We start from the raw sequence: 24,500 nt of genomic DNA on the forward strand, positions 1-24,500 counted from the left end.
CCGCGTGCGCGCGGGGGCTACGGTTTCGGCGCTTCGGGGAGAGGCGCCGGCGCCGGATGCGCCAACTCGTCGCGCATCAGATGGCGCTCGAGCCAAAGGTGGAGCACAGTAAAGAGATATTTCCGCCCCATCGTTCGGATCGACAGCCGCGAGACCCCCGCCGTTCGACCATACCAGTTCACCGGCACAACCGCAAAACGGTAGCCCCGATTCATCGCTTTCAATGGCAGCTCAACCGTCATGTTGAAGTGATTCGCAAGAAGCGGCGAGATGTCGCGGATCACCTCGGCACGAAAGCCTTTGAAGGCGTTGGTCATGTCGTTGTAGCGGGTGCCGAACAGCACCTGAATGAAGGTGTTCGCAATCCGGTTCACGATCAGCTTGTGGAGCGGGTAGGCACGGACGATCGTCCCCCGGGTGAACCGTGTTCCAAAGACGCAGTCGTAGCCCTCGGCCAGTTTGCGGTAGTAGGTGACGATGTCGTTGGGATCGTCAGAGGCGTCGCCCATCGCGATGACGACACAGTCGCCGGTGATATTCGCCAGTCCGTCGCGGATGGCGCGCCCGAAACCGCTCGGCGGCTGGCGGTGGATGACGCGCACAGTCGGCAGCTCTGCCATCAGCCGGATCGCAATGTCGGCGGTGCCGTCGGTCGAGTTGTCGTTGACGAGGATCACTTCGTGGGGAATGCCGGCAGCGTTCAGCGTGGCGACAATGTCGCGCACGGTCTCGCCGATCACCGCCTCTTCGTTGTGCGCCGGGACGACGACCGACAGCTTCATCGGGCTCGGGTTCATCGTCTCACCCCCGCAAGCGCGGCGCAAGATACGACCGGAATAATGCACGAACTGCCTCCGGCGCGAACGCCTCGGCCCGGCGCTTGCCGGTGGCGATCAGCCGGTCGCGCAGCGCTTGGTTCCGGACGACGAGAGCGATCAGCTCAGCGATCACCGGCATCTCCTTTCGATGGACGAGGATCCCCGCCTCGCCAAGCGTATCCGGAACAGCGGTTGCGGCGTAGGCGATGATGGGTACGCCGCTCCACATCGCTTCGACCAGCGGGACCCCGAACCCCTCATGCTCCGACATGCAGAGGAAGACGTGGGCAAGCTGGTAGTAGGCGCGGAGTGCCGCATCGGAGACGCGGTCGGTGAAGATGACGTCTTCCTCGACGCCGAGGTGGCGCGCGAGGTGGTCCAGCCAGCGGCGATAGGTCGGCGCCAGCACGCCGCCGACGACAAACAGCCGCGCGCTGGGGTCGATCCGCTTGTAGGCGGCGAGCGCTTTGATGGCGTCCTCCTGCCGCTTGTGCGGAGCGATCTTACTGACCGTGAGCAGGTTTGTTCGGCCGTCGTCGTAGTCTGCCAGCACTGCCGGGTCAGGCGGGACCGAAAACCGCTCCGGGTCGAGCGGGAGGGGGAGCACGGCTGTGTCGGGATAGCCGGCGGCTTGGAGCTCGCGCCGGCTGTACTCCGAGTTCGCCATCGCGAATTCGACCGCAGCAAACGAGCCGAGCTCCCACCGCCCAAGCTGCGTCATGCTGATCGCCTGCAGGTCGGCGCCGTAGAACAGCTCGGGCGGCGTGATGTTGTGGTACATCATGTACATCGGTCCGGGCAGCCGGCGCGCGAGCGCCGACACCGGCGAGCCGATCGAGAAGTGCCAAATCACCCGCTCGCGCTTGGCCGGGTCGACCTGCAGCTCATGGTACGGCCGCACCTCGTCCGCAAGGTCCGCGGCAATCTGTTCGGCATAGATCTCTGAGCGCGCGCCGGCCTCGCGCAGCCAGCGGCGCAGCGAGAAGGCGAGGTCGGTCACGCCGTCGCCGCGCACGGCGCCGACGGTCAGTTGGTGCACGGTCCAGCCCTCAGCCCAGCAATCGCGCATAGCGGTCGATCAGAATGCGCCAATCGTAGTTGGCGAGCACATAGCGCCGTCCTGCTTCCCCCATCCGGTCGGCCTCGGCGGGGTGCTCGAGCAGCCAGTCGAGACAGCCCGCGAACTCGGCGAAGCCGCGAAACGGCAGCCCGCCGCCGCTCTCGCGGCAGTGCTGCGCCATCACCGCGCTCTCCGCATTGACGAGGACTGGCCGGCGCTGCAGCCAGCTCTCCATGAGGACAAACGAGAAACTTTCGTTCACCGACGGCTGGACAAGGGCGAGCGCAGCGGCGCAGCCGTCGGCCTTCTCTTGCTCCGAGATCCGGCCGATATCAATGATCTTGCTTCGAAACCGCCGCGGAATGGCGACCGCGCCGCTGCCGGCAAGCACGAGCGCGGGGCCGTCGGGGCGGCGCAGCAGATAGCGGACGACGTACTCGATGAGCAGCGGGGTGTTCTTCGTCCGGTCGCGTCGTCCCACTGCGAAGAGGAACGGCCCGTCAATTCCGAACCGGTGCCGGAAGCGGTCCGGGTTGCCCACCGGCGAAGTGTCAACCCCGGCGCCCCACAGCAGTAGGGTGTCATCTGGCACGCCGTACAAGCGTTGGATGAGGTCGCGCTCTGGCTTCGTAAGGGCGATCACGCCGCGCACGGCCCGAAAGACCGGCGTCCAGCAGCGCATCCGCGCGTAGCCCTCGTCATGGAGCGCCGGCAGCAGATAGGTGGACGCCGGCGCGATCTGGGCGCCGAAGTAGGTCGTGCCGAACGGATAGGGGATGAAGATGAACACCGTCTGCTCGCGCTCGCGGATTGCGCGGTAGAGCGCCTCGCTATTGACACTCTGGCGGAAGTAGGCGATCTCTTCCGCCGGCGTGAGGCGCCGGCCGGCGATCAGCCGCTCATTGAGGGCGCCGAACGTTGTGATCGGCGCGCGGTCGAGCGGGAAGCGGGTCACTGGCACGCCGTTTTCCATCGTCGTGCCGGGACGATGGTAGTCCGTGTTCCAGCCGGTGAACAGGTCCTTCGCGGTCGTCGTCAGCACCTCGACCGGCAGCCCGGCGGCAGCAAGCCGTTCGGCGGTCGTGCGGCAGACCTGCTCTGCGCCGCCGAGGATGTCGGTTCCGTACCACGGGGGGACAAAGGCGATCCGCTTAGCGGCCGGCATCAGCGTCGAGGCGGGCGCGGAGGGCAGCGATCTCGTCCTGCAGCCGCCGCTGGTCGCGCCGGATCGCTTCTTGGTGGGCGATCACGCGCGCCAAGAAGGCGATCAGCTGGCCGATGACTACCCGCTGCCGCGCTGCCTGGATGTTGTCATAAAACACGGCGAGCTCATGGGCGGCTCGCTTGAGGCGCGTGATCATGCCGCCGACGAGGGGCACGGGGCTCGGGCGGACCTCGACGTGGAGCGTCAGGTTGCGGGCATCGTCCTGGATCTGGTCGAGCATGAAGGCCCATTCCGGGTCGATGCGCAGGCGCTCGATCCAGCGGGCATCGCCCGTGTCATCATGGCCGAAGACAGGCAGGTCAGCCGCCCACTCCTCGGCGGAGTAGCCCCGGGCAGCCAGCCCGGCACGCACCTCGGCGAGGATCGCCTCGACGTCGATCGCGTCGTCGCGAATTTCAATCACGGCCTCGGGAGGGCATGGCGCTCTCGCGGGCTCAGCGGGAGCGGCCGCGGCGGCATTCGGCGGGACAGCCCCTTCTTCCGGCGGCGCCGGACGGGGCTGCGCTGTGCGTTTCTTCCTCGGCATAGCGGCCGCAATTGTAGTCGAGAAGGCGCGCGCCCTTCTCGGACTAGCGCTGGGCAGCGGCGCGCGCTTTTTCTGCTCCCAAGATCGGGCCTACTCCAGCTTGACCACCGAGTCGAGGTTCCAGAAGAAGGGCGTGGGCAGGGTCAGCCCTTGGAGCTTCTTGCTGGTGATGGTGATCGTGGGGACGACGACCAAGAAGATCATGCTGACGTCGTCGACATGCGCTCGGTTGGCAGCACGCAGGAACGCTGCTCGCCGAGCGGGGTCGGTCTCCGCTTGGGCAGCCCGGTAGTTGTCGTCGAACCCGGGGGCGCACCAGATCACGTTCGCTGGGGGCAGGTCGCACGTCATCAGCCCCCGTTGGAGGGAGAAGAAGCCGTTCGCGTCGCTGATATTCGCCGCAACCATCTCGTTGCGGGTGCGGCCGCCCCGCGTGAAGAAGATATCGACATAGACGCCGAACTCCTGCTCCTCGATCCCAACCTCGACCCCCACGTCGCGAAGATAGCTCTGGACGGCCTGCATCAGCGACGGCAGGAAGAAGGCGCGAGTGTAGTCGATCGGCCCCTGGACCTTGAAGCCGTTGGGATACCCTGCTTCGGCGAGCAACTGCTTCGCTCGGTTGACATCGAAGGGATAGGGGCGAATGGTCTCGTCATAGAGCAAGCTGCCGGGCGGAGCCATCTGGCCCGTCGGCTGCGCGTATCCCCTGAAAATCGTCCGCGCGATCGCTTCTTTGTCGACGGCATAGTTCAGCGCTTGGCGCACGCGCTTGTCCTGCAAGGGCGAATTGCGCCGCTCGATCGCGTTCCGGTCGAACCGGAAGGACTGGACAGTGGTCAGTTGGACGTCGACGTTCAGCCCTTCCCGCTTGGCTTGGTCCGCCTGATCGCCGCTGAAGGGGCCCACAGCGATATCGATCTCGCCCGTGCGAACGCCGGCGAGGGCGACGGTGGTGTCGGGCACCGAGCGCCAGCGGATTTCGGTGGCCGTCGGCTTCCGGTACGGGTGCTCGTAGCCGGCACGGCGGCGATAGATGATTTCGTCAGCCGTGCGGAACTCGACCAGTTCGAATGGACCGGTGCCGACCGGCTTCGTGGCGAAAACATCGCGGCCCACCTGCTGGTAGTACTTTTGAGGAAGGACATAGAGATAGGGCGCAACGTACAGGACACTGACATCGCGCTGACGGGTGAGCAGGTCGACCGTAAACTCATCTACCTGGCGCGCCCGTGTCACGTTCGGCATCAGCGGCCGCTGCGGCGTGTTCGTGTCGATAAACAGGTTGACGGTGAACTCGACATCCGCTGCCGTCATCCGGTCGCCGGTTGAGAATGTCATGTCGCGCCGCAGCGTGAAGCGCCAGCCGCTCTCGTCGGGCAGGAGCTCCCACCGTTCGGCGGCCGCCGGCTTGAGGGTAAAGTTGGGACCAAAGTCGATCAGCGCGTCGAATTGCGCGGAGAAGATGTGCATGCGCGCCGCGACGCTTTCGGGGCTAGCGCTGGCGGGCAGCCCGGCGTCGGCGCCGCGGATGACCTGGACGGCGGCGCGACGACCTTCTGCCGGCGCTGCCGGACCTCCTGGCGGGGCCGGAGCAGGCGGCGCGCAGGCGCTCAGCACGAGAATGCACACAAGACCGATTGTTGGGGCTCCTGCTCGCATCGCGGCGCTCCTCTCCCGTTGCGCGAGACTTCGGTCCGCATTCTACCAAACACTGAATGCCAAGCCGGCCTGCTCGGCACGCCCGTTGCGGGGGCTTGCGGGGTCAAGTCGCGCCCCCGTCACTCGCGGAGCAGGGCAGCGTATCGCGCAAGGATCGTCGGCCAAGCGAAGCGGCGGCGGACGTAGGCGCGACCGCGTTCGCCGAGGGCAGCGCGGATAGCCGGGTTCGCTCGGAGATAGTTCACGAGCGCCGCGAACTCAGCGTAACAGCGGAACGGGAGGCCGCCGCCGCTCGCCAGCGCGAAGTGGCGCGTGACGGCGCAGCGATCATTGACGAGCACGGGGGTCCCCTCAACCCAGCTTTCCATCAGCACGAGCGAAAAGCTTTCCCGCACCGACGGCTGGACTGTTGCGAGCGCCGCGGCGTAGGCATCGCGCTTCGTCTCCTCGTCGACTGTGCCGAGCCGAACGATGCGGTCGCCGAGCTGAACCGGCAGCCGGGGCTCGCCGGGACCGGCGAGCACGAGCAGCAGATCATCGTGGGCGAGCGCGTAGCGGACGAAGTAGTCGAGCAGCAGCGGCGTGTTCTTTGTCGGCACCAGCCGGCCGACGTAGAGCAGGAACGGCCGGTCGATCCCGGAGCGCGCGCGGAAGCGCGCGGCGTTGCCGCGCGGCTCGGTCTCCACCCCCGCCCCCCCCAGGGGCAGCGTCGCGTCCGGCAGACCGTAGAGCGCTTGGATGAGGTCGCGCTCCGGCTCGGAGAGGCAGATCACTCCGCGCACCTGGGCAAACAGTTCGCGAAACGCCGCCATCCGCGCGTAGCCCTCGTCGTGCAGGCAGGGGATGATCCAGCTGCGCTCCGGTGCGAGCTGGGCGCCGAAATACGTCGTGCTGAAGAAATAGGGAAGGAAGAGGAAGCAGTAGCGTTCGCGCTCGCGCGCGATGTAGCGGTAGAGGGCGTCGCTGTTGACGAACTCGGCGAAAAACTGGCGCTCCTCCTCGGGGGTGACGCGCTCGCCTGCGACCAGCCGCTCGTTGATGGCAGCGAAGCGGTGGGGGTGTTGGGCGCGGAGCGGAAAGCGGCGCACCGTCACCCCGTTTTCAACGCGGGCACCGGGGCGATGCCAGTCCTTCCACCAGCCGCTGAACTGGTCGCGCGCGCAGGTGGTCAGCACTTCGACCGGCACGCCCGCCGCCGCAAGGCGCTCCGCTGTCTGCCGCGCGAGGAGTTCCGCTCCCCCAATCGCGTCGGCGCCATACCACGGCAGGACGAAGGCGAGCGCGCGGTCCGCAGGCGGTCGGGCAGCGGGGCTGTCCCTGTGCAGTGCGGCGAAGCGTCGGGCGAGCGCGGCGAGCGCGGCGTTCACGCTGCCACCTCGCGGTAGACGGCCTCAACGCGGTCGACGACGGCTTCCCAGGTGTGGCGCGCAAGGGCGCGGGCGCGGCCGGCGGCCGCGAGGCGCTGCGCCTGATCGGGGTCGGCGAGCAGTTCGCGGATTGCGGCTGCGAGCGCTGCCACGTCGCCAAAAGGGACGAGGCGGCCGGTGACGCCGTCCTCGATCACTTCGGCGGGCGCGCCGGCGGCGGCGCCGATCACTGGCAGGCCGGCAACCCACGCCTCGCAATAGACGATGCCGAACGACTCGGTGCGCGAAGGCAGGACGAGCAGCGTGCCGGCGGCGAGCAGGTCGCGCTTCTCCGCGTCGGAGATGGGGCCGAGGACGCGGCAGCCGTCGGCCGGTCCAGCCGCGAGGGCAGCGTCGAAGGCGGGGGTGCGCTTGCCGGCGACGACCAGCGTGACGAGGCAGCCCTCCGCGCGGAGGCGGCGCACTGCGGCCAGCAGGTCGAGCGCGCCCTTCTCGGGGAGGGCGACGCCGAGGAAGACGACGATCGGCCCGGCGATCCCATGACGCTCGCGAAAGCCCGCCCCGTCGCCGCCCGCAACCGCCGCGGGGTCGACCCCTGCTCCTCCTCGCCGGATCGCGCGCCGGGGTACCCCCAGCCGGGCGAGCGCCTCGCCTTCCAACGCTGTCTGGACGAAGACCGCGTCAGCGCGGCGCATCAAGTCGATCTGGTGAGGGAGGGTGTAGTGGCGGCGGATCTCCCAATCCTCGGGACGGCCGAGGTGAGCGAAAGGGGTGACGAGGAACGGGATGCCCTGCCGCGCCGCGAACCGTTGCGCCCAGATCATCAGGGAGTCGTACGGCGCGCAGCCGGCATGGACGAGATCGAACCGCGCGCGTTCCCAGCGCGCTCGCCACGCTAAGCTGGGGACGAACGGCGTCAGCGACGCAATTGTCCGCAGCAGCGGGAGGGTCCCCGGCAGCGGCGCGAGCGTGATCGCCAGCCAGCGCAGCCGGTGATACGTTGCGGCGGTCGGCCCGAGGCGCCGAACCCGCGCCCGCCAGACCGGGATGCCGTTCACCCGCTCCTCGCCCGCGGGAAGCGCAGGGGCGCTCGGCGACCAAAACCGCTCGATCTCCAGCGCGTCGGTCGTCCAGACAGTCACCTCATGACCGCGCGCCGCTAGCCGCTCCGATAGCTGCTGAAAGACGAGCTCTGAGCCGCCGATCGCCGGCGGGTAGCGCTGGATCACGTGGAGGATCTTCACCCGACCAGCTCCTCGTAAACTGCAACCACGCGGCCGACGACCTTCTCCCAGGTGTAGTCGGCAAGCGCTTTCTCCCGACCCCGCGCCGCAAGGCGCGCCGCCAGCGCCCGGTCCGCGATCAGGGCACGGATGGCCTCGGCGAGCGCCGGCACATCACCGAACTCCACCAGCCGGCCGGTGACGCCGTCCTCGATCACCTCGGCGACGCCGCCGGCGCGCGCGGCGACTGGGGCGATCCCGGCGGTCCATGCTTCAAGGAAAACGATCCCGAATGAGTCGGTCCGCGACGGCATCGCGAACACGTCGGTAGCAGCGAACAGGTCGCGCTTGGCGTCGCCGAGGGTCACGCCGAGCAGCCGGCAGCGGCGCGTCACGGTCTCCGGAAGGGCCGCCCAATAGCGCTCAAAGTCGCCGTAGGTCGGGCCGGCGAGCGCCAGCGTTGCGGTCAGTCCCTGCTCCCACAGCCGGCGCATCGCCTCGACGAGGTGGACCGCGCCTTTGTCTTTGGCGACCGTGCCGAGAAAGGTGACCAGCGGCCCCTCGACCGCGTGCTGGCGCCGGAACCGCTCGCGGTCGCCGCCGAGCACCTCAGCCGGCTCGACGCCGACGCCGCCGCGCCGGATCGCGCGCCGCGGCACCCCGAGCGAGGTCAAGAACTCCCCTTCTAGCGCCGTCTGAACGAAGACCGCGTCGCAGCCGCGCAGCAGCGCAATCTGGTGGGGCAGGGTGTAGTGCCGGCGGACAGCGGCATTGTCCGCTTCGCCGAGGTGAGTGAAGGGCGTCATCACGAACGGGATGCCCCGCCGGCGAGCGAGTGCCTGCGCCCACGCGACGATAGCATCGAACGGAATGTTGCCGGCGTGGATGAGGTCGTAGCGCTCGCGGGTTGTGGCGAGCCGGAGCGCCAGTTCGGGAACGAAGGGCGTCGCCGCTGCCGCTGCCAGCGCGAGGCGCTCCCCGCCGGGCGCGCGGCCGAGCAGGCCGACGAGCCGCCGCAGCGCGGGGTACGTGAGCGGCGACAGCGGCAGGTGGCGCACCGGAAAGCGCGTGACGGTGACGCCGTTCAAGCGCTCCGTTCCCGGCGAGAGGCGTTTGCGGGCTGGTTGCCAGAAATATTCGAGGTCGTAGGCGGTGGTGGTATAGACCGTCACCTCATGTCCGCGGGCTGCCAGCCGCTCGGACAGCTCCTGAAAGTAGCGCTCGGACCCGCCGACGTAGGGCCAATAGCGCTGGATGACATGGAGGATCTTCACTGGCAGCGCGGCCTCATCCCGCGAATTGGGCGATCGCCGCGAGGTACTGTTCGGCGACGGCGTCCGGCGCGAGAGTGACGGCAGCCCAGCGCCGTCCCGCCTCGCCCCGCGCTGCCCGACCGGCCGGGTCGAGCGCCAGCGTCCGCAGCGCGGCGGCGAGCGCCTCTTCGTCCTCGGGCGGCACAAGGGTGACGGCGTCGGGCGGCAGTTCGCGGAACGCGCCGACCGCCGAGGCGACCAGCGGCGTGCCGGCTGCGAGCGCCCGCAGCGCCGCGCCCGAAGTCTCGCCGCGGGTGGGCCAGCGCAGGGCGATCGCAAGATCGACGGCGGCGAGCGCGCGGCCGAAGTCCCGCCAGCTCACCCGGCCGGTCACGAGTGTCCGCTCGCGGACGCCGGGCGCAGCGGCCGCCAGCGCCGGCTCGAGGGCGCCGCCATCCTCCCCCACGATCACCAGCCGCCAGTCGGGCAGCTCCGGCGCGAGGGCGTTCAGCGCCCGGACAGTTGCGTCCAGGTGCTTCTCGGGCGTGACGAGGCCGAAAACGCCGAACAGCAGCGCCTGCACCGGCAGGCCGAGCGCCCTGCGCGCCGCCGCGCGGTCCAGCCGGGTCGGCGGGGCGACGAGATGGGGCACAACCGCGACCTGCGCCTCCGGACGACCCTGACGGACGAGGGCAGCGGCAGCCTCGCTGTGGACGATGACGCCGAGGCTGGCATCGACGACCCGGCCCGTCAGCGGCCACGCTTCGGCGACGACGCCGCGCACGCGATGGAGGGCCCCGCGCGCTGCCCGGCCGCCCGCGACGCCGTGGCTGTAGAGCATCTCGCGGATATAGCCGGCGCCGTCGCCGCGATGTTCGGTGATCGCCGAGATGAAGTGATGGATGACGGGGTCGTGGAGGACGACGACGCCCGGCCAGGCGAGCGCAGCGCGGTAGGCCGGCTCGTGAGCGAGGCTGTTGCCGAGCTGATAGAGCGCAACATCCCAGCTGTTCGCGCCGGCGGGGCCGCGAAACTCGGCAACCGGCTGCCACGGGATAGCCGCGCGGGAAGGCAGGCGCGGGGGATGGGCCGAGTAGAGCGTGAGACGGCAGCGGGCGGCGAGTGCCGGCGCGAGCTCAGCGCTGTAGTCGGCGATGCCGGTCGGCTCGGGGGGGAGGGGCGTCACCATGGCGAGGCGCATCATGCCTCCTCGGCGGGCACGCGGCCGTCAACCGCCGGCGAGGCGTGCCGGCGTGCTGCTAGCCGCGCCTGCAGGAGCGCGAGGCTGCGCCGCAGCTGGACGAGGTCGCGGTCGAGAGCGGCGACGATGGCGTCGCTCTCTTCGCCGCGGCGAGTGAGCTCGCCCAGCAGCGCGCGCACCCGGGCAGTCTCGGCTGCAAGCTCCCCAAGCCGCTCCTCGAGGCGGTCATCGCGATCGTTGAGGGCGGCGAAAGCCGCTTCGAGGGAGTCAACGAGCGCGACCAGCCGGGTGAGCAGCTGCTCGTATTCCGCCTGCCACGCTTGGAACGTCTCAAGGACGGGGAGCATCGACCAGCGGACAACTAGCCAACTGGCGGCGCGCGCGAGGGCGAACGCCCGTTCCGGAAGCGAGCGCGCGCTGCGCCACGATGCCGGACCAAGCGCCGACCAGCCGCGCAGCAGAGGCAGCAGCGTCTCGTTGAGGGCGTGCGCGTGTGCCGGATGAAATGCGCGGCGGTGTCCGGCAAGGCGGCTCGGCGGCGGCGGCGGCTCAAGGCGGAGCAGGCGGCGGTAGTGGGGCAACACGTCTGGGCGAAGGCGTTCAACCGCGCTCGCGAGCTCCCGATAGACCGCGGTCAGTGCTGCCTGCTCGCGGGGCGAGCCGAGCGTCGGGTAGCGGGCGGCCTCGGCGGCGACAAAGGCGCGCCACTGGCCTGTCGCGAGGTGCTTCAACTGGTAGCGCAGCCGGCCGCGATGATAGGCGGTGTAGTAGCGGTCGCTGTTGCGGCCGAGAGACGCCGACTCCGAATGGACTGCCACCGCCTCAGGACGGTAGACCACGCGCCAGCCGGCCTCGCGCAGCCGCCGGCAGAGGTCTACTTCCTCGAAGTATCCCGGCCAAAACTGCTCGTCGAGCAGCCCGACTTCGTCGAGCGCGGCGCGCCGCACGCCGAGCACCGCGCCGGTCACATACTCCACATCGCGCGGCGTGTCGTGCTGGCCGGCGTCGATCTCGCCGTAGCCGTAGTGGTGGCCGAGGGCGAGCGGCTGGTCGAGATAGCCCCCAGCGTGCTGGAGCGTCAGGCGATCGGGAAAATACAGCTTTGCGCCGACCGCGCCGATCCGCGCGTCCTCGGCGAAGGCAGCGGCGACCCGCTCGAGGCAGTCGGGGTCGAGGACAACGTCTTGGTTGAGCAGCACGACAAGCGGCGCGCGTGCGGCGCGGATGCCGACATTCATGCCGCCGGCGAAGCCGAGGTTGCGCTCGGTGCGGAGCAGCGGCAGCTGCGGGTAGGCACGCTGAATGAGCGCGGCGGTGTCATCGGTCGAGGCGTTGTCGACAACGATGATCTCGAGATCGCGCAGCGTTTGCGTCAGCAGCGCAGTCAGGCACGCCGAGACGAACGGCGCGCCATTCCAGAAGAGAACTATGGCGCTGAGCGCTGGGGTGACAGGTTGGGTGCGTATCGGTCGGGCGTTCAGGGGCGCCCCCAAGCGGCCGCGTTGGCCGGCCGGAGTATAGCAAAGGCGCGCCCTCCCCTCGCTTGATCGGCTGCCCTCTGCCGCCTACACTCCCCCTCCGACACTAAGGCGCCAACCACGGAAGGTAGCCGGGCGACGGGTGGCGGGGATCACGTCCTCACGAGAATTGTGGCTCCGACTCGTCGTCGGCTTGCTCATCAGTGCTGGCGCGATCGCGCTCACCCTTCGCCTCGTCGACCTTGAGGAAGTGACAACGACCCTGCGCTCCACCAATCCAGTGCTGACGCTCGCGGCGCTTGGCTCCTTTCTCCTGACGACCTACGCCAAAGCGGCGCGGTGGACTGCGCTCTCCGGGCTGCCCCAACGGGCCAGCCGGCGCCTGCTGCCCGGTCTCGTCATCGGGCAGTTGGTCAATACCCTCATTCCCGCGCGGCTGGGCGACCTTGCGCGCGCCGTCGTCGCCGGCGAGGCGACCGGCCTCGGCAAAGCGTTTTTGCTGGGGACGGTCGTCCTCGAGAAGCTGATCGATGGGCTGTGCGTGCTCCTCGTTGCGGCGCTTCTCCTGCCGTTTCTGCGCCTGCCGGAGTGGCTGGTGGCGAGCGGACTTGAAGCGGCTCTGGGTGTTCTTCTGCTCGGCGCCGGAATCGCGACGCTGCTGCTCGTCGGCGACCGGCTTTTGGCGCTCGCTGCCCAGCTCCTGCGCGCCGTTCCCGGTCGCTGGAGCGCTCGCCTCACGCGCGCTCTCGCCGACGCCATCCGCGGTCTGGGCGGGCTGCGCACTTGGCCGCAGCGCTGGTGGGTGAGCTGGTGGTCGTTCGTGGCGTGGACCACGATGATCGCCACCAATGTGCTGGTCTTTCAGGCGGTCGGACTTGAGGCGGAGCTGAGCGCTGCCGTCATCGTCCTGCTTGCGGTGACCGTCGGCGGATCGGTCCCCTCGGTCCCTGGCCGCGTCGGCGTGTTTCACTCGCTCGTCGCCGCGCCGCTGATCCTGACGGGCGTCGACCCGGCGCGGGCAGTGTCGGCTGCGGTCGTGCTGCACCTGCTCGTTGTCTCGACGCAGCTTGTGCTTGGGGTGCTCTTCATCTGGCGGGCAAGCCTCGACCCGCGCCAGCTCGCGGCGCTGAAGTAGCAGGAATGTCGCCCGCCGTCTTGCTATCGTGTCTTATGGAGGACAACAGATGCCACTGCGTGGTAGCCCTCTGCTCGCGACGGGAGCGCTTGTGGCGTTGGGGGTTTCGCTCCTGGCCGGCCTCGGCGGGTCGACTGGAGCGGCGCAAAGCCCGACGCGGCATTATCTTCCGATCGCGATGGTGAACGACCCGAAACCCCAGAGCTCGCTCGTCGCCGTCTGGCATAAGCCGTTCGCCGACGATGCCGCTGCGGACCGCGCCGCTGTCAGCGGTGCCCGCTACGTGCGCGCGTTTATCGAGTGGCGCAATGTCGAGCCGGTCCAGACGACGCCGCCGACCTACAACTGGAGCCAGTACGACGCCGAGCTCGGCGCGATCATCAGCCGCGGCCTCGAGCCGATGCTGAACCTGACCGACGCGCCCGACTGGGCCGCCTTCCCGAACTGCGGTCCGTTCAAGGATGCCAACGGCCAAGAGCGCTGGGTTGAGTGGGTGAAGGCGACGGTGGCGCGCTACTCGGCCCCCCCGTACAACGTGCGCTACTTCTTGCTCACGAATGAGCCCGACTTCCGGATGAAGAACCCGAACGACCGGAACGGCGGCGGCTACGGCGGCGGCTGCTGGGGGGACAACCCGGCGGCGTTTGGCGCGATGCTCCGCGCCACCTACAGCGCCGTCAAGCCGCTCTATCCTCACGTCTTTCTCGTGATGGGGCCGCTTGCATCGGACGGTTCGAACGCCGACTTCAATCTGAACTTCCTGCAGGAGGTCGTCAACCCGGCGATTGGGAATGCCGGCAATGCATTCGATCTGGCATCGTTCAACTATTTCATCTTCTATCGCCGCAACTGGGAGCAGTACGGCACGTCGGTGATCGGCAAGGCCGAGCGGTTCCGCCAGATCATGGCGTCGGCCGGCGGCGCGAAGCCGGTGATCGTGGCGGAGACCGGCCTCGTCGAAGACGAACTAGGCGCGACCGCCGAAAGCCAGGCGATCCTCGTTCCGCAAGTGCTCACCCAAGCGCTCGCTGACCGCGCCCGCGCCACCGGCGACGGCATCCGGATCGCGACGTGGTTCTCGCTGAAAGATTTCGCCACGCCGAACAACGACTCCGATTGGGGCCTGATCGACCTCCAGAACAACCCGAAACCGGCCTACCGCGCGCTGCGCCAGTGGGTGAACGAACTGCACGGCGCGACGCTCAAGGCGAACCAGAGCGAGCCAACCTACGGGGTCACCCCGCCGGCGGGAGCGCGCCGATGCGACGCCGCGGCGACTGGAGCGACCTTCTTCTGCGACACGCTCCAGCGCTATCTCTTCACCACCACCGGCCCGCACGACAAACTGGTCGTCTGGGTTGACCCGGGCGCGAAGCCGACCACGAATTTCTATTTCAAGACGACAGCGACCCGCGTCATCTCCTATCCCGCGAATGAGGTGTTCGGCATCCGCGACCGCGAGGGGAACCCCGTCAATTTCCCGGTCGTTGGCGGCCAGCTCCAAATCACGGTCGGGGAGAGCCCCCTCTACCTCGACGTGCTCCGAAGATAGCGCGGCTGGGGGCGGCTCGCGGCGGGCGGCCGTTCGTCTCGCGCCTCAGACTGTCCGCAGGAAGGCGAGCATCTCGGCTGCCCACCGGTCGACGGTGTCGCGAAAGCGGCGGCCTCCTGCTGTCTCGACAAAGCGGTGCGGGCCGAGCAAGGCGCGGGCGGCGAGCGTGTTCCGATAGATCTCGTCGTCGCGGCCGACGAGGACAAGGGTCGGGCAGCGGACGGCGGGAAGCGTCGCGCTCATGTCGTAGGTGAACGCTGCCTCGAAGCCGGCCAGTGCGCGCTCGCCAAGCTGCAGGCGCTCGATCACGTCGCGCGTCGCCTCGCCGGGGTCGCCTTCACGTTTCAGGGAGAGCGAGAAGAGCGTCTGAAGATGGCTGCCGTCCTCGGCGGCCGGTGGGGTGCCAAAGCGCCCGGCACGGAGCGCCTCTAAGCGCTGGGCGCGCTCGCGCTCGTCGAAATAGGGAATGCCGCCGAGGATGAGCGCATTCACCTGGGCCGGGGCGCGTGCCGCGAGATCGATGGCAATCGCCGCCCCGGTGTGATAGCCGTGAACGGCTGCGCGCTCGAAGCCGAGCTTCGCGATCGCTTCGCTGACGGCGTCGGCGTAGAGCGGGATGGTGGCGCGGCCGACCGGCGGGGCGGAGTTGCCGTAGCCGAGCGTGTCGAGCGCAACGACCCGACGCTCCACCGCCAGCAGGGGAATGATCGGCCGGAACATGGCGGAGGATTGCGGCGATTGGTGGAGCAGGATGAGCGGTTCGCCGGCTCCGGCGGTGAGGTAATGGATCTGGCCGAAGCGGGTCTCGACAAAGCCGCGCCGGATGGTCATGGCCAAGAGCTCCCGAGAGGCGTCATCCCCAGTTGCAGGCGGTACAGCTGAACATCGCCCCGGACGAAGCGGACCGGCTAGCCGCCCGGCGAGAGAACGCAGACGCAGGCGCCGCTCGGAACGGTGCGCTGATCGGCCCAAGTTGGGCCGCATCCCGAGCGAGCGCCCGCCGCGGGCCCCCTCGCAGTCGTCGACGAGCAGAAATGGGGCGCCCGAGGCCTGCTCGCGCCCAGCCGGCTGCTCGGGCGGCGTGCCGCCGCCGTGAAGCTCAAGGCGCGGGCCGCCGAGGTCGAAGAGAGCGCCCCGCTCGGCCGGCTCGCCGGGCGTGGGGCGAACGTGCTCCAGCCCCCTGCTTTCCTCCCAGAACGCTGCTTCCTGCTGAAGGTTTTCTCCCGCAGGACGAACTCGGTCAGGATTGAGCGCATAGTTCCTCTTCTCTCTTGGCGATGACGGTGTCGGCTGACAGCTATGGTACGCTAGCCACCGATTTCGGCGACGAGGGAATGGGATGGCGCGTGTCCGTCGCGGCTATCTTGCTGCCCCAACTGGGCGAATCCACTATCGGCACGCCGGACCTGATGGGGACGATGCGCCGGCGCTCGTCTTGTTTCACGAGTCGCCGCTGTCGTCGGTCATCTTCGAGCGCGCCCTGCCGTTGCTGGGAGAGCGATTGCGCGTCTGGGCGTTCGATACGCCGGGCTACGGGCTGTCCGACCCGCCCCCGGCACCGCTCGAAATCCCGGAGTATGCGCGTTGGCTCCTCCAAGGGATCGATGCGCTCGGCATCGACCGCTTTGCGGCGGGCGGGGGGCATACCGGCGCTTCGCTCGCCATCGAGGTGGCGGCGCTGGCTGGTCCTGAGCGGGTCTCCTGCGTCATTCTCTCGGGCGTGCCGCTCCTCGCGCCGGAAGAGCGAGCCGAGTACCTTGCGAACTGGGCGCCCGAAATGGTGCTCGACGCTGACGGCGCATATCTCCGCTGGGCGTGGGAGCGCTACCAGCGGATTTGGGGACCGGACGACCCGGCACTCAACACCCTTGCCATCATCCAGCTGCTTCAGGTCTGGGACCGCTACAGCTGGGCCTACAACGCCGCCTTCCGCCACGACCCTGCGCCCAGTCTCGCTACGCTTGCCTGCCCGATCTTGCTGCTCAATTCCGAGGACGACCTGCTGAACTTCACCGACCCGCGCGCGCTGGAACTGGCACCGCATGCCAAGCTGGTGCGCGTGCCGGGTCTGCGCGGGCAGTTGCCGTGGCGCCGTCCTGAGGTGTACGCCGACGAGACGATCGCCTTCATCCTCGGCGAGCCGCCGCGCTTCCGCTCGGCCGCAGCTGCTGAGGAGCGCCGGCCGCTCTAAGTCAAAAACGCTGCTGGTGGGAGAAGGCGGCAGGACGCAGTACACTGACAGTGGCGATGTTCTACGACTTCCGCGCCATCTGGCCGAACGCGCCGGCGACGTGGGTCCGCGATGCCGTTTGGGGGGATATTCCCCTCTATCCCCAAGAACTGACTCTGATCGATAGTGCCGTCTTCCAACGGCTTCGACGGGTTCGCCAGCTTGGCCCGCTGATGTGGGTCTTCCCCGGCGCGAACCATTCCCGCTTCGAGCATGCTCTGGGAGTGATGCATTTAGCGCGGGTGCTGATCATGCAGCTGCGGGCTCAGCCGGCGTTCCCTAAGGCGACCGCAACCGACTTGCGCGTTCTGGTCGCCGCGGCGCTCCTCCATGATGTGGGGCATTACCCGTTCTCGCATGCGCTCGAAGATGTCGAGCGTCCCTGCTCTCTGCCAGACCACGCCGATGTGGGAGCAGCGCTTGTGCGCGGGCCGCTCGCTCCGATCCTGCGGCGGCACTGGCGGGTCGACCCGGAGCGCGTCGCGGCGCTGGTGGCGGCCACCCGCTCGGGCGCGTCGCCGGCGCTCTCCGGCATTGATGGCCTCTGGCTGCGGGTCGTCAGCGGTGCGGTCGACGTCGACCGGCTCGATTTTCTCCGCCGCGACGCGCTCTTTGCCAACGTACCGTACGGGATTGTCGATGTCCAGCGCATCCTCGCCTCGCTGCGGGTCTGGCGCGACGGCGACAGTCCGCGGCTCTATCTCGACGAGAAAGGGATCGGTCCGCTCCAGTCGCTCATCTTCGGGCGCTTTCTCATGTATGGGAACGTCTACTGGCATCACACCAGCCGGATCATCACCCGCATGATCGTGCGGGCGGTAGAAGATGCGCTCGAGCATGGCGACCTGAGCGCTGACGAACTGAGGTGGCTGGACGATGCGACCCTGCTCGACCGGCTGCGGAGCGCTCGCCGCCACGGGCTGGCGCGGCGGCTCGTCCAGCGGATCGAGCGGCGGGACCTCTACAAGCGCGCTGTTGAGATCCGGCCGACCGACCCCCTCTTTGACCCGTTGGTTGCAGTGCAGCGCCGCCCCGGCGGCCGATTGGCGGCGGAGGCAGCGTTGACAGCGTGGGCCTCAGCGGCGATAGGACAACCGGTCCCGGCGGATGGTCTCTGGCTCGACCTTCCGCAGCAGCGCAGCTTTCAGCCGGTCGAAGGCGTCATCTGCAAATCGCCGCCTCCGGGCTATCGCAATCCGGTCCCGTGGGAAGCAGTCTCTGGCCTGACCGCTGCCGATCTCGACCGGCTGGCGCGCTCGGTCCAGCGTGTCCGCGTTCTCGCGAGCAGCCGCGACCTCGCTGACCGCATCAATGAGGTGTGGCAGGCCGACCGGAGCGGCGTCGCGCGCGCGATCGAGCGCGTTGCTGCCTGATCAGAAGGCAGCGCCGAGCGCCTCAAGGAGCGCAAGCCGCTGCTCGGGGCTGGCGGCCGAGAACCACGGATTGGCGTAGATCACCACCCCGCCGCGATCGATGACAAAGACAGCGCGTCGGCTCCGTTTCTGCTCTTCGTCGGCAACGCCGTAGGCGCGGGCGACCGTGAGGTCGAGGTCACTGGCGAGCGGGTAGGGCACGCCGCCAAGGCGCTCAGCGAAGCGCGCGTGGGAGTCGAGGGGGTCGGCGCTGATGGCGACGAGGCGCGCGCCAAGCTCCTCGATCAGCGGCAGGTCCTCGGCGAGCGTCTGCGCTTGCGCCTGACAGGCGGGGGTGCCGTCCTCGGTGTAGAAGGCGAGCACCAGTTTGGCATCCCGCCACAGTTCGCTGCCGACAATCTCGCCGGCTGTCGAGGGCAGACGGAAATCGGGCGCCTGGTCGCCGGGCTGGGGGGGCTGGCTCATCACGTTCGACCTCGTGTCGCGGCCACAACTGCTCTCACCGGGAGACTGGCATACCGATCCCCCTCCGCGCAAGCGCTGCCACCAAGCAGAAGACGCCGCTTCGGGGGAGCCATCGGGCATACCTCGTGGGCGTGGCTCACCGCCGGCGCTCCCCCGGCGGGGGCGCCCTCGTCTTGCCTGCCGCGCTTCGCCGTGAAGCTCGCGCGGCTGAGCGAGGGGGACGGTTGTCCTAGAGAGCAGGGAGCAGCGCGGCCGCATGCTGACGATGGCATGAGCGGCATGATCGCTGCCTGCGGACCGCTCGCGAGGAGATGGTGCCCGCAGTGCTTGCGGCGGGGAAGAGAACGCGTCGTCAGCGCTGTCGGAGCGCGGTCTTCCCGCAGCGGGCCAAGGAAGGCTGGGGACGCCTGCGCCGGGGGGCACGGACCGCTCGCGCTGATGCCAGTGACCGCGGATTGCGTGCCGGCGGGCGCGGCGATTGCCGTGCGGTGGGCAGACGCGCCTTGTGGCAGCGGTCGGCGGCGGCCGGCCACTCCTCCTGCCGACGGGAGGACGGGCGGCGGTTGATGATGGAGCGGCCTGCCGGCAGCGGCGCCGCTCTCTCGCGGGAGGTATCATGAGGCGACGATGGTCGCGGCCGACCTCGCTCTCTACCCTCCTCATCGCCAGCACCGCGCTGTCGCGATGGGCCGGCGCGGCGCGATCGCCAGCCAGTCGCCGCTCGCTAGTGCCGCTGGGCTGCGCATCCTTCAGGAAGGAGGCAACGCGGTCGATGCCGCAATCGCGATCGCGGCGGTTGAATGCGTTGCCCTGCCGATGCTGTGCGGGCTTGGGGGCGACACATTCGCGATTGTCCATGCGCCCGATGGCCGGGTGCAGGCGCTGAACAGCAGCGGCGCCGCCCCGCTGGCACTGACCGCCGAGGAGTTTCGGCGGCGTGGGCTGACCCTGCCGCCGTTTCGGGGCGCGGAGTCGGCGGCCGTGCCGGGGAGCGTGGCGGCCTGGGAGGCGCTCTGCAACTCCTTTGGCACGATGCCGCTCTCGGCCCTGCTGGCGCCGGCGATCTGGTATGCCGAGCACGGCGTGCCGGTTGACGAGCGCCAGGCTGAGGTGATTGCGCTCGTTGCGCCAACCTTGCAGCAGGAAGCTCTGCGCGTCTACCTGCCGCGGGGACGGCCCCCTCTGCCGGGAGAACTGCTGGTCCAGCCGGCGGTGGCCGCCGCCTTGCGCGCGATTGCCGAGGGAGGCGCCGCCGCCTTCTATCGCGGGCCGCTGGCGGAGGCGATGGTCGCCGACCTGCAGCGAGGAGGGTCGCGCTACACGCTCGCCGATTTTGCTGCTCACCGAGCGGAAGTGCTCGCGCCGCTGCGCGGACGGTATCGCGGCTACGAGATCGTTCAGACCCCGCCGGTCTCGCAAGGCGCGGTCATGATCGAGGCGCTCCACCTCCTTGATGGGTTCGAGCTCGCGGGACCGCTTGACCCGAGAACGCTCCACCTTCAGGTCGAGGCAATCCGCCTTGCTTTTGCGGATCGGCGGCAGTATCTCGGCGATCCCCGCATGACGGCATTCGACGTCGCTGCGCTGCTCAGCCCGCAGTTTGCGGCGCGTCGGCGAGCAGCAATCGACCCCCACCGCGCCGGCAGCGGGGCGCCAGCGGGGCCGTTCGATTTTGGCGGCGACACAACGTCATTTGTCGTAGCGGATGCGACGGGCTGGGGAGTGTCGTTCATCCACAGCATCTCGTCGGCAGGGGGTGCGGGAGCGCTCGCAGGAGGAATTTTGCTCAACAACCGGCTTGGTCGCGGCTTCACCCTCGAGCCCGGCCATCCCAACGAACTTGCGCCCGGCAAGCGGACGATGCACACGCTGAACTGCTATGCGGTGCTGAAGGATGGCGTGCTGCGCTATCTCGGCGGCACGCCGGGAGGCGATGGCCAGCCGCAATGGAATCTCCAGGTGATCTGCAATCTGATCGATTTTGGAATGACGGTCCAAGAGGCGGCGGAATGGCCGCGCTGGATGGTCGCTCCGGCGACCGACCCGGTCACGCTTGACGACCCGCCGCGCCTCGATCTCGACGGCCGCTATCCGGCGGAAGTGGTCGACGCGCTGGGGCGCCTTGGTCACCCGGTTCGGCATGTCGCGCCCTGGGACCCAGGCCGCGTCGGCGCGGCAGTGCAGCTTCTGCATTGCGACCCAGAGCGCGGTGTGCTGAGCGCGGGCAGCGACCCTCGCGGCGCCGGGCAGGCGGTCGTTTGGTGATCGCGGCCGCGTTGGCGCACTGCGACTGGTGCGGCGTTGTGCTGCGCAGGCTCCGGATGCGGCGGCGCTCTTCCTGACGCCGCGCAGGGCAAGCGCACCGCCGCATACGGGGGGGGAGGCCGCTCGTTACTCTTCAGCGCGAGCTGCCGGGCAGGGCCGCCCTCGCGCGAGGGAGCGACAGCACAGTACGATTGGTACCAGTTTTGATGAAAGGCGAGAGATGCGGCGTGGGCTCCTCTGGGCGCTTGGATTGGTGACAGCGGCGCTCTTCCTGTTCGGAGCGTGTGGGGTTGGTTTCCTGCTCGGGGTAGCAGTGGGCGGAACAGTCGCCCCCTTCAGCGCTCCTGCTGTCGCTGTTATTGAGGTGACGGGGCCAATCACCAGCGGCGAAGGGGACCCGTTCGCCGGGGGCATGGCGGGCAGCGCCAAGATCGTGCGCTGGATCGAGCAAGCAGCAGACGATCCCCGCGTCCGCGCAATCGTCTTGCGGATCGACAGCCCGGGCGGCGATGTCACCGCCGCGGATGAGATCTACAACGCGGTGGTCAAGGCAAAAGCAAAAGAGAAAAAGGTTGTGGCCTCGTTCGGGTCGATGGCGGCCTCAGGCGGCTATTACATTGCTGCGCCGGCGGACCGGATCGTCGCTAATCCCACCTCAATTACAGGCAGCATCGGCGTCATCAGCGTTATCCCGGATGTCTCTGGGCTGCTCGCGAAGCTCGGCGTGGAAAGCTATATCTTCAAGAGCGGGCCGCACAAAGACAGCAGTTCTGGTCTCCGTCCCCTGACCGAGAGCGACCGCCGGATCTGGCAGTCGATCATCGACGATGTCTACGAGCGGTTCATCGAGGTCGTCGCCAAGGGCCGAGGCATGGACACCGCCACCGTGCGCGCGCTTGCTGATGGGCGGATCTTGACCGGCCGCCAAGCGCTCCAAGTGAAGCTGGTGGACGAACTGGGCGATTTGCCGGAAGCGATCCGAACCGCCAGCGAACTTGCGGGCATCTCAGGAGAGCCGTCCATCCTCACCTACCGCGACCGCGGCTTCTTCGCCGCGCTCGCCTCCTCGTGGCTGCGCCCGCCCTGGAGCGGAACGATGAGCGCGCTTGGCCTCGATGTTCGCGCGCCGGTGCAGTATCGCCTGCTGCCCTGACGCGCCGTACAATCGCCTCCAGAACTTGCCGGAGGCCACGAATGCGCCGCATCGCCGTCCCGCCGACACCGCTCGAGGCGTTCCCCGAGGTCCGGACGCCGCAGGGCACGCTCCGCCGCGTGATCGTTGACGAGCCAGCGGGGCCGAAAACGCTCGTCCTCACCTATCCCCCCGGCACGCGCAGCCGCTTTGCCGACCGCGGCTTCGAGTATCACTCGTGTCACGAAGAGATCTTCCTCCTCGACGGCTACCTGCAATTCGGCGATTGGTATGACTGGAGCGCGCTCGGCTACATCAACCATCCGCCGTACTGGGTTCATCCGGCGGATCAGCGGACAGCGGTCGGCGCGACAATGCTCGTCAAGATTGATGGCCCGGTCGATTTCGGCTTCGAACCGATCCCGCCGAATTGGGACGGCCGCGAGTACTTTGCTGCCGCCGCGCCGACGATCTCCCGAGCCCGCCCTGTGCGCAACGTCATGCTGAACGATATCCCGTGGGAGCGTGTCTCTCTGCCGGACGGGCGCGACATGGGTTTCGAGGCGAAGCATCTCTACGACGACCCCGAAAGCGGCTGGACAACGTGGCTTATGCGTGCTCCCGCCGGCTGGCGGACCCAAGGCGGGCGCATCCGCGAGGGAGGAGAAGAGATTTTTCTCCTCGAAGGAGACCTCACGATCGAGGGGGTCGGGCGGCTCGTCGGCCGCAGCTACTACTGCGACCCCGACAAGACCATCACCGGAAAGTGGACAGAGCGCGGCTGCGTCGCGATCCGCTGGACGCGCGGCGGCGACTATGTCCTGCCCCCAATCCGGTTCTGACGGCTCGTCTCCTCTCAGCAGCGGCGTGTCTGAACGAGAGCGGCAGACGAAAAGGAGGTCAAGCGCGTGGCCAGCTCGCTGGTTCGGAGCATCGATGGGCCGATCATCTCGGTGACCGATCTCGCGCCCCATCGCGCGCTTTTTGAGGGGGTGTTCGGATTGGTGGACCGCGGCGGCGGAACGCTCGACGAGAGCGCGGTGGAGCGGCTGTGGGGCGTTCGCGGGCGCCGAGCCGAGACGCGGCTGCTGGAAACCCCGGGAACGTCAGCTGGAGTGCTCTTCGTTCGCTTTGAGCCCATCTCCCCGATCGCCATCCGCGCCGAGGCAGGACCGACTGACAGCGGGGCGCTCAAAGTTATCGACTTTGCAACCGCGGATTTCTCCGCCGCGCAGGACGCCCTCGCTCAGGCGGGTTTCCCGTTCAGCGCGCCGCCCGCAACCTATGCCGTGGCGAGCGGCAGCCGCTTTACGGAGGGGCACCTCAACGGACCAGACGCGATCACCTGCGCCGTGCTGGCCTTCCACGACGATCCTCTCGGGCGCTTCGCGCGCGTTACCGACCGGCTGTTCAGTGAAATCGTGGGCGTGTCAGCGCCGGTGGATGATCCTGCCTCGGCAGAGCAGTTCTACGCGGCGCTTGGGCTCGGCGTCGTCTACGAGTATGCCATCGGCGACGAGCGCTTCGGCGCAATGATCGGCAAGCGGGAGCAAAGCGTCGTCCGGGGCATCAACTACGGCCTTTCCGAGCGGGAGGTGATGATCGGCATCATCCACTACGGCCTGCCCGCTGGCGCGGCCTCCTCTCTTCGCGAACGCGCTCGGCTTCCCAACCGCGGGTTGGCTGCTCTTCGCCTCGTCGTCTCCTCAGTGACTGCCGCGGCCGCGGCGTGCCAACAAGGCGGAGGGACAGTGCTCGCCCCGCCTGCCGAGGTGACGCTGCCGCCGTGGGGAACGGTGCGGTCCCTCTCTGTCCAAGCCCCGCACGGCGTAGTGCATCACTTCATCGAACGTTAACGTTCTCGCTCTCAAGCGGCCGGCCGTTCCAGACGAAAGAAGCGGTAGAGAGGTCTCACAGGGCGCGAGTGGCGACAGCCCCCGGCTCGCGCAGGTGCGCCAGTGTCGCTGCTCTACCGCCAACCTATTGCTCGCTCGATCACGCTCATTACGGGTGCCTACCTCCTCTATTACCTCTGGTGGCGGGCCACCTCGACCCTGAATGTCGATGTCCTCTGGTTCTCGCTCGCGCTCTTTCTCGCGGAGGCGCAAGGCATTCTCAACTTCTTTCTCTTCGCCTTTATGGTGTGGGATGTGGACTGCCGGCCGCCGTTCCGGCTGCGCTCGGGGCTGACGGTTGACGTTTTTGTGCCGACCTACAACGAGAGCATCGACATTCTGGAAGCGACGCTGACGGGCTGCAATGCGATGACCTATCCGCACACGACCTACGTGCTGGATGATGGGCGGCGGCCGGAGGTGGCGCGGCTGGCGGAAGAGCTGGGGGTGCAGTATCTGACGCGGCCGGACAACCGGCATGCGAAGGCGGGGAACCTGAATGCGGCGCTGGAGAAGACGCGGGGGGAGTTTATTGTGGTGCTGGATGCGGACACGGTGCCGCAGCCGGACTTGCTGGAGAAGACGCTGGGCTATTTTGTCGACCCGAAGGTGGCGCTGGTTCAGCTCCCCCAGGAGTTTT

The 24,500-nt window shown here is 68.5% G+C and carries 21 protein-coding genes; 9 read left to right on the plus strand and 12 right to left on the minus strand.

The window, feature by feature from the left end:
• Window positions 1-17: 17 nt before the first annotated feature.
• From NZ773_12310 to NZ773_12355, 10 genes are all read right to left on the minus strand, one after another.
• Window positions 18-797, minus strand: a complete 780-nt coding sequence (locus NZ773_12310; protein ID MCS6802707.1) for a glycosyltransferase family 2 protein — start codon at window positions 795-797, stop codon at window positions 18-20.
• A gap of 4 nt (window positions 798-801) precedes the next feature.
• Window positions 802-1,887: a glycosyltransferase family 4 protein gene (locus tag NZ773_12315; GenBank protein MCS6802708.1), complete on the minus strand. Its 1,086-nt coding sequence runs from the start codon at window positions 1,885-1,887 to the stop codon at window positions 802-804.
• Window positions 1,868-3,043, minus strand: coding sequence for a glycosyltransferase family 4 protein (locus tag NZ773_12320; GenBank protein ID MCS6802709.1), 1,176 nt, complete (start codon window positions 3,041-3,043; stop codon window positions 1,868-1,870). The genes NZ773_12315 and NZ773_12320 overlap by 20 nt, the downstream gene beginning before the upstream one ends.
• Complete coding sequence (locus tag NZ773_12325) at window positions 3,030-3,506, minus strand: hypothetical protein (protein MCS6802710.1); 477 nt, start codon at window positions 3,504-3,506, stop codon at window positions 3,030-3,032. Before NZ773_12325 ends, NZ773_12320 begins: the two co-directional genes overlap by 14 nt.
• A 213-nt stretch (window positions 3,507-3,719) precedes the next feature.
• Window positions 3,720-5,102, minus strand: coding sequence for an ABC transporter substrate-binding protein (locus NZ773_12330; GenBank protein ID MCS6802711.1), 1,383 nt, complete (start codon window positions 5,100-5,102; stop codon window positions 3,720-3,722).
• Window positions 5,103-5,410: 308 nt separating this feature from the next.
• A complete protein-coding gene (locus tag NZ773_12335) occupies window positions 5,411-6,658 on the minus strand; it encodes a glycosyltransferase family 4 protein (GenBank protein ID MCS6802712.1) in 1,248 nt (415 codons plus the stop codon).
• A complete protein-coding gene (locus NZ773_12340; protein ID MCS6802713.1) occupies window positions 6,655-7,902 on the minus strand; it encodes a glycosyltransferase family 4 protein in 1,248 nt (415 codons plus the stop codon). Before NZ773_12340 ends, NZ773_12335 begins: the two co-directional genes overlap by 4 nt.
• Window positions 7,899-9,155: a glycosyltransferase family 4 protein gene (locus NZ773_12345; GenBank protein MCS6802714.1), complete on the minus strand. Its 1,257-nt coding sequence runs from the start codon at window positions 9,153-9,155 to the stop codon at window positions 7,899-7,901. The genes NZ773_12340 and NZ773_12345 overlap by 4 nt, the downstream gene beginning before the upstream one ends.
• A 13-nt stretch (window positions 9,156-9,168) precedes the next feature.
• Complete coding sequence (locus NZ773_12350) at window positions 9,169-10,338, minus strand: glycosyltransferase family 4 protein (protein ID MCS6802715.1); 1,170 nt, start codon at window positions 10,336-10,338, stop codon at window positions 9,169-9,171.
• Window positions 10,335-11,828, minus strand: a complete 1,494-nt coding sequence (locus NZ773_12355; GenBank protein ID MCS6802716.1) for a glycosyltransferase family 2 protein — start codon at window positions 11,826-11,828, stop codon at window positions 10,335-10,337. The genes NZ773_12350 and NZ773_12355 overlap by 4 nt, the downstream gene beginning before the upstream one ends.
• A gap of 154 nt (window positions 11,829-11,982) precedes the next feature.
• Here NZ773_12355 and NZ773_12360 point away from each other — a divergent pair, with 154 nt between their 5' ends.
• On the plus strand, window positions 11,983-12,948 hold the full coding sequence (locus NZ773_12360; protein ID MCS6802717.1) for a flippase-like domain-containing protein: 966 nt from the start codon (window positions 11,983-11,985) through the stop codon (window positions 12,946-12,948).
• 49 nt (window positions 12,949-12,997) lie between these two features.
• Complete coding sequence (locus NZ773_12365) at window positions 12,998-14,500, plus strand: hypothetical protein (GenBank protein MCS6802718.1); 1,503 nt, start codon at window positions 12,998-13,000, stop codon at window positions 14,498-14,500.
• A 45-nt stretch (window positions 14,501-14,545) separates the two neighbouring features.
• Here NZ773_12365 and NZ773_12370 read toward each other — a convergent pair whose 3' ends face one another.
• Window positions 14,546-15,331, minus strand: a complete 786-nt coding sequence (locus tag NZ773_12370) for an alpha/beta fold hydrolase (GenBank protein ID MCS6802719.1) — start codon at window positions 15,329-15,331, stop codon at window positions 14,546-14,548.
• Window positions 15,332-15,839: 508 nt separating this feature from the next.
• Here NZ773_12370 and NZ773_12375 point away from each other — a divergent pair.
• On the plus strand, window positions 15,840-16,691 hold the full coding sequence (locus NZ773_12375; protein MCS6802720.1) for an alpha/beta hydrolase: 852 nt from the start codon (window positions 15,840-15,842) through the stop codon (window positions 16,689-16,691).
• 56 nt (window positions 16,692-16,747) lie between these two features.
• Window positions 16,748-18,103, plus strand: coding sequence for an HD domain-containing protein (locus tag NZ773_12380; protein ID MCS6802721.1), 1,356 nt, complete (start codon window positions 16,748-16,750; stop codon window positions 18,101-18,103).
• On the opposite strand, the gene NZ773_12385 is transcribed toward NZ773_12380, so the two are convergent.
• A complete protein-coding gene (locus tag NZ773_12385) occupies window positions 18,104-18,568 on the minus strand; it encodes a peroxiredoxin (GenBank protein ID MCS6802722.1) in 465 nt (154 codons plus the stop codon).
• A 627-nt stretch (window positions 18,569-19,195) separates the two neighbouring features.
• On the opposite strand from NZ773_12385, the gene NZ773_12390 reads away from it, so the two are divergent.
• From NZ773_12390 to NZ773_12410, 5 genes are all read left to right on the plus strand, one after another.
• A complete protein-coding gene (locus NZ773_12390; protein ID MCS6802723.1) occupies window positions 19,196-20,833 on the plus strand; it encodes a gamma-glutamyltransferase family protein in 1,638 nt (545 codons plus the stop codon).
• Between the two features lie 220 nt (window positions 20,834-21,053).
• Window positions 21,054-21,986 (plus strand): signal peptide peptidase SppA, encoded by a 933-nt coding sequence (gene sppA / locus NZ773_12395; GenBank protein ID MCS6802724.1) that lies wholly within the window; start codon window positions 21,054-21,056, stop codon window positions 21,984-21,986.
• Window positions 21,987-22,027: 41 nt separating this feature from the next.
• The gene (locus tag NZ773_12400) at window positions 22,028-22,807 is read left to right on the plus strand and encodes a DUF4437 domain-containing protein (GenBank protein ID MCS6802725.1); all 780 of its coding nucleotides are present in this window, start codon (window positions 22,028-22,030) and stop codon (window positions 22,805-22,807) included.
• A gap of 66 nt (window positions 22,808-22,873) precedes the next feature.
• Complete coding sequence (locus NZ773_12405) at window positions 22,874-23,821, plus strand: hypothetical protein (protein MCS6802726.1); 948 nt, start codon at window positions 22,874-22,876, stop codon at window positions 23,819-23,821.
• Window positions 23,822-23,923: 102 nt separating this feature from the next.
• Window positions 23,924-24,500, plus strand: a 577-nt coding sequence (locus tag NZ773_12410) for a glycosyltransferase (GenBank protein ID MCS6802727.1), incomplete at its 3' end; no start/stop codon positions are given.

Source organism: Dehalococcoidia bacterium, assembly GCA_025054935.1.
In the GTDB taxonomy this organism is placed as follows: domain Bacteria; phylum Chloroflexota; class Dehalococcoidia; order SpSt-223; family SpSt-223; genus JANWZD01.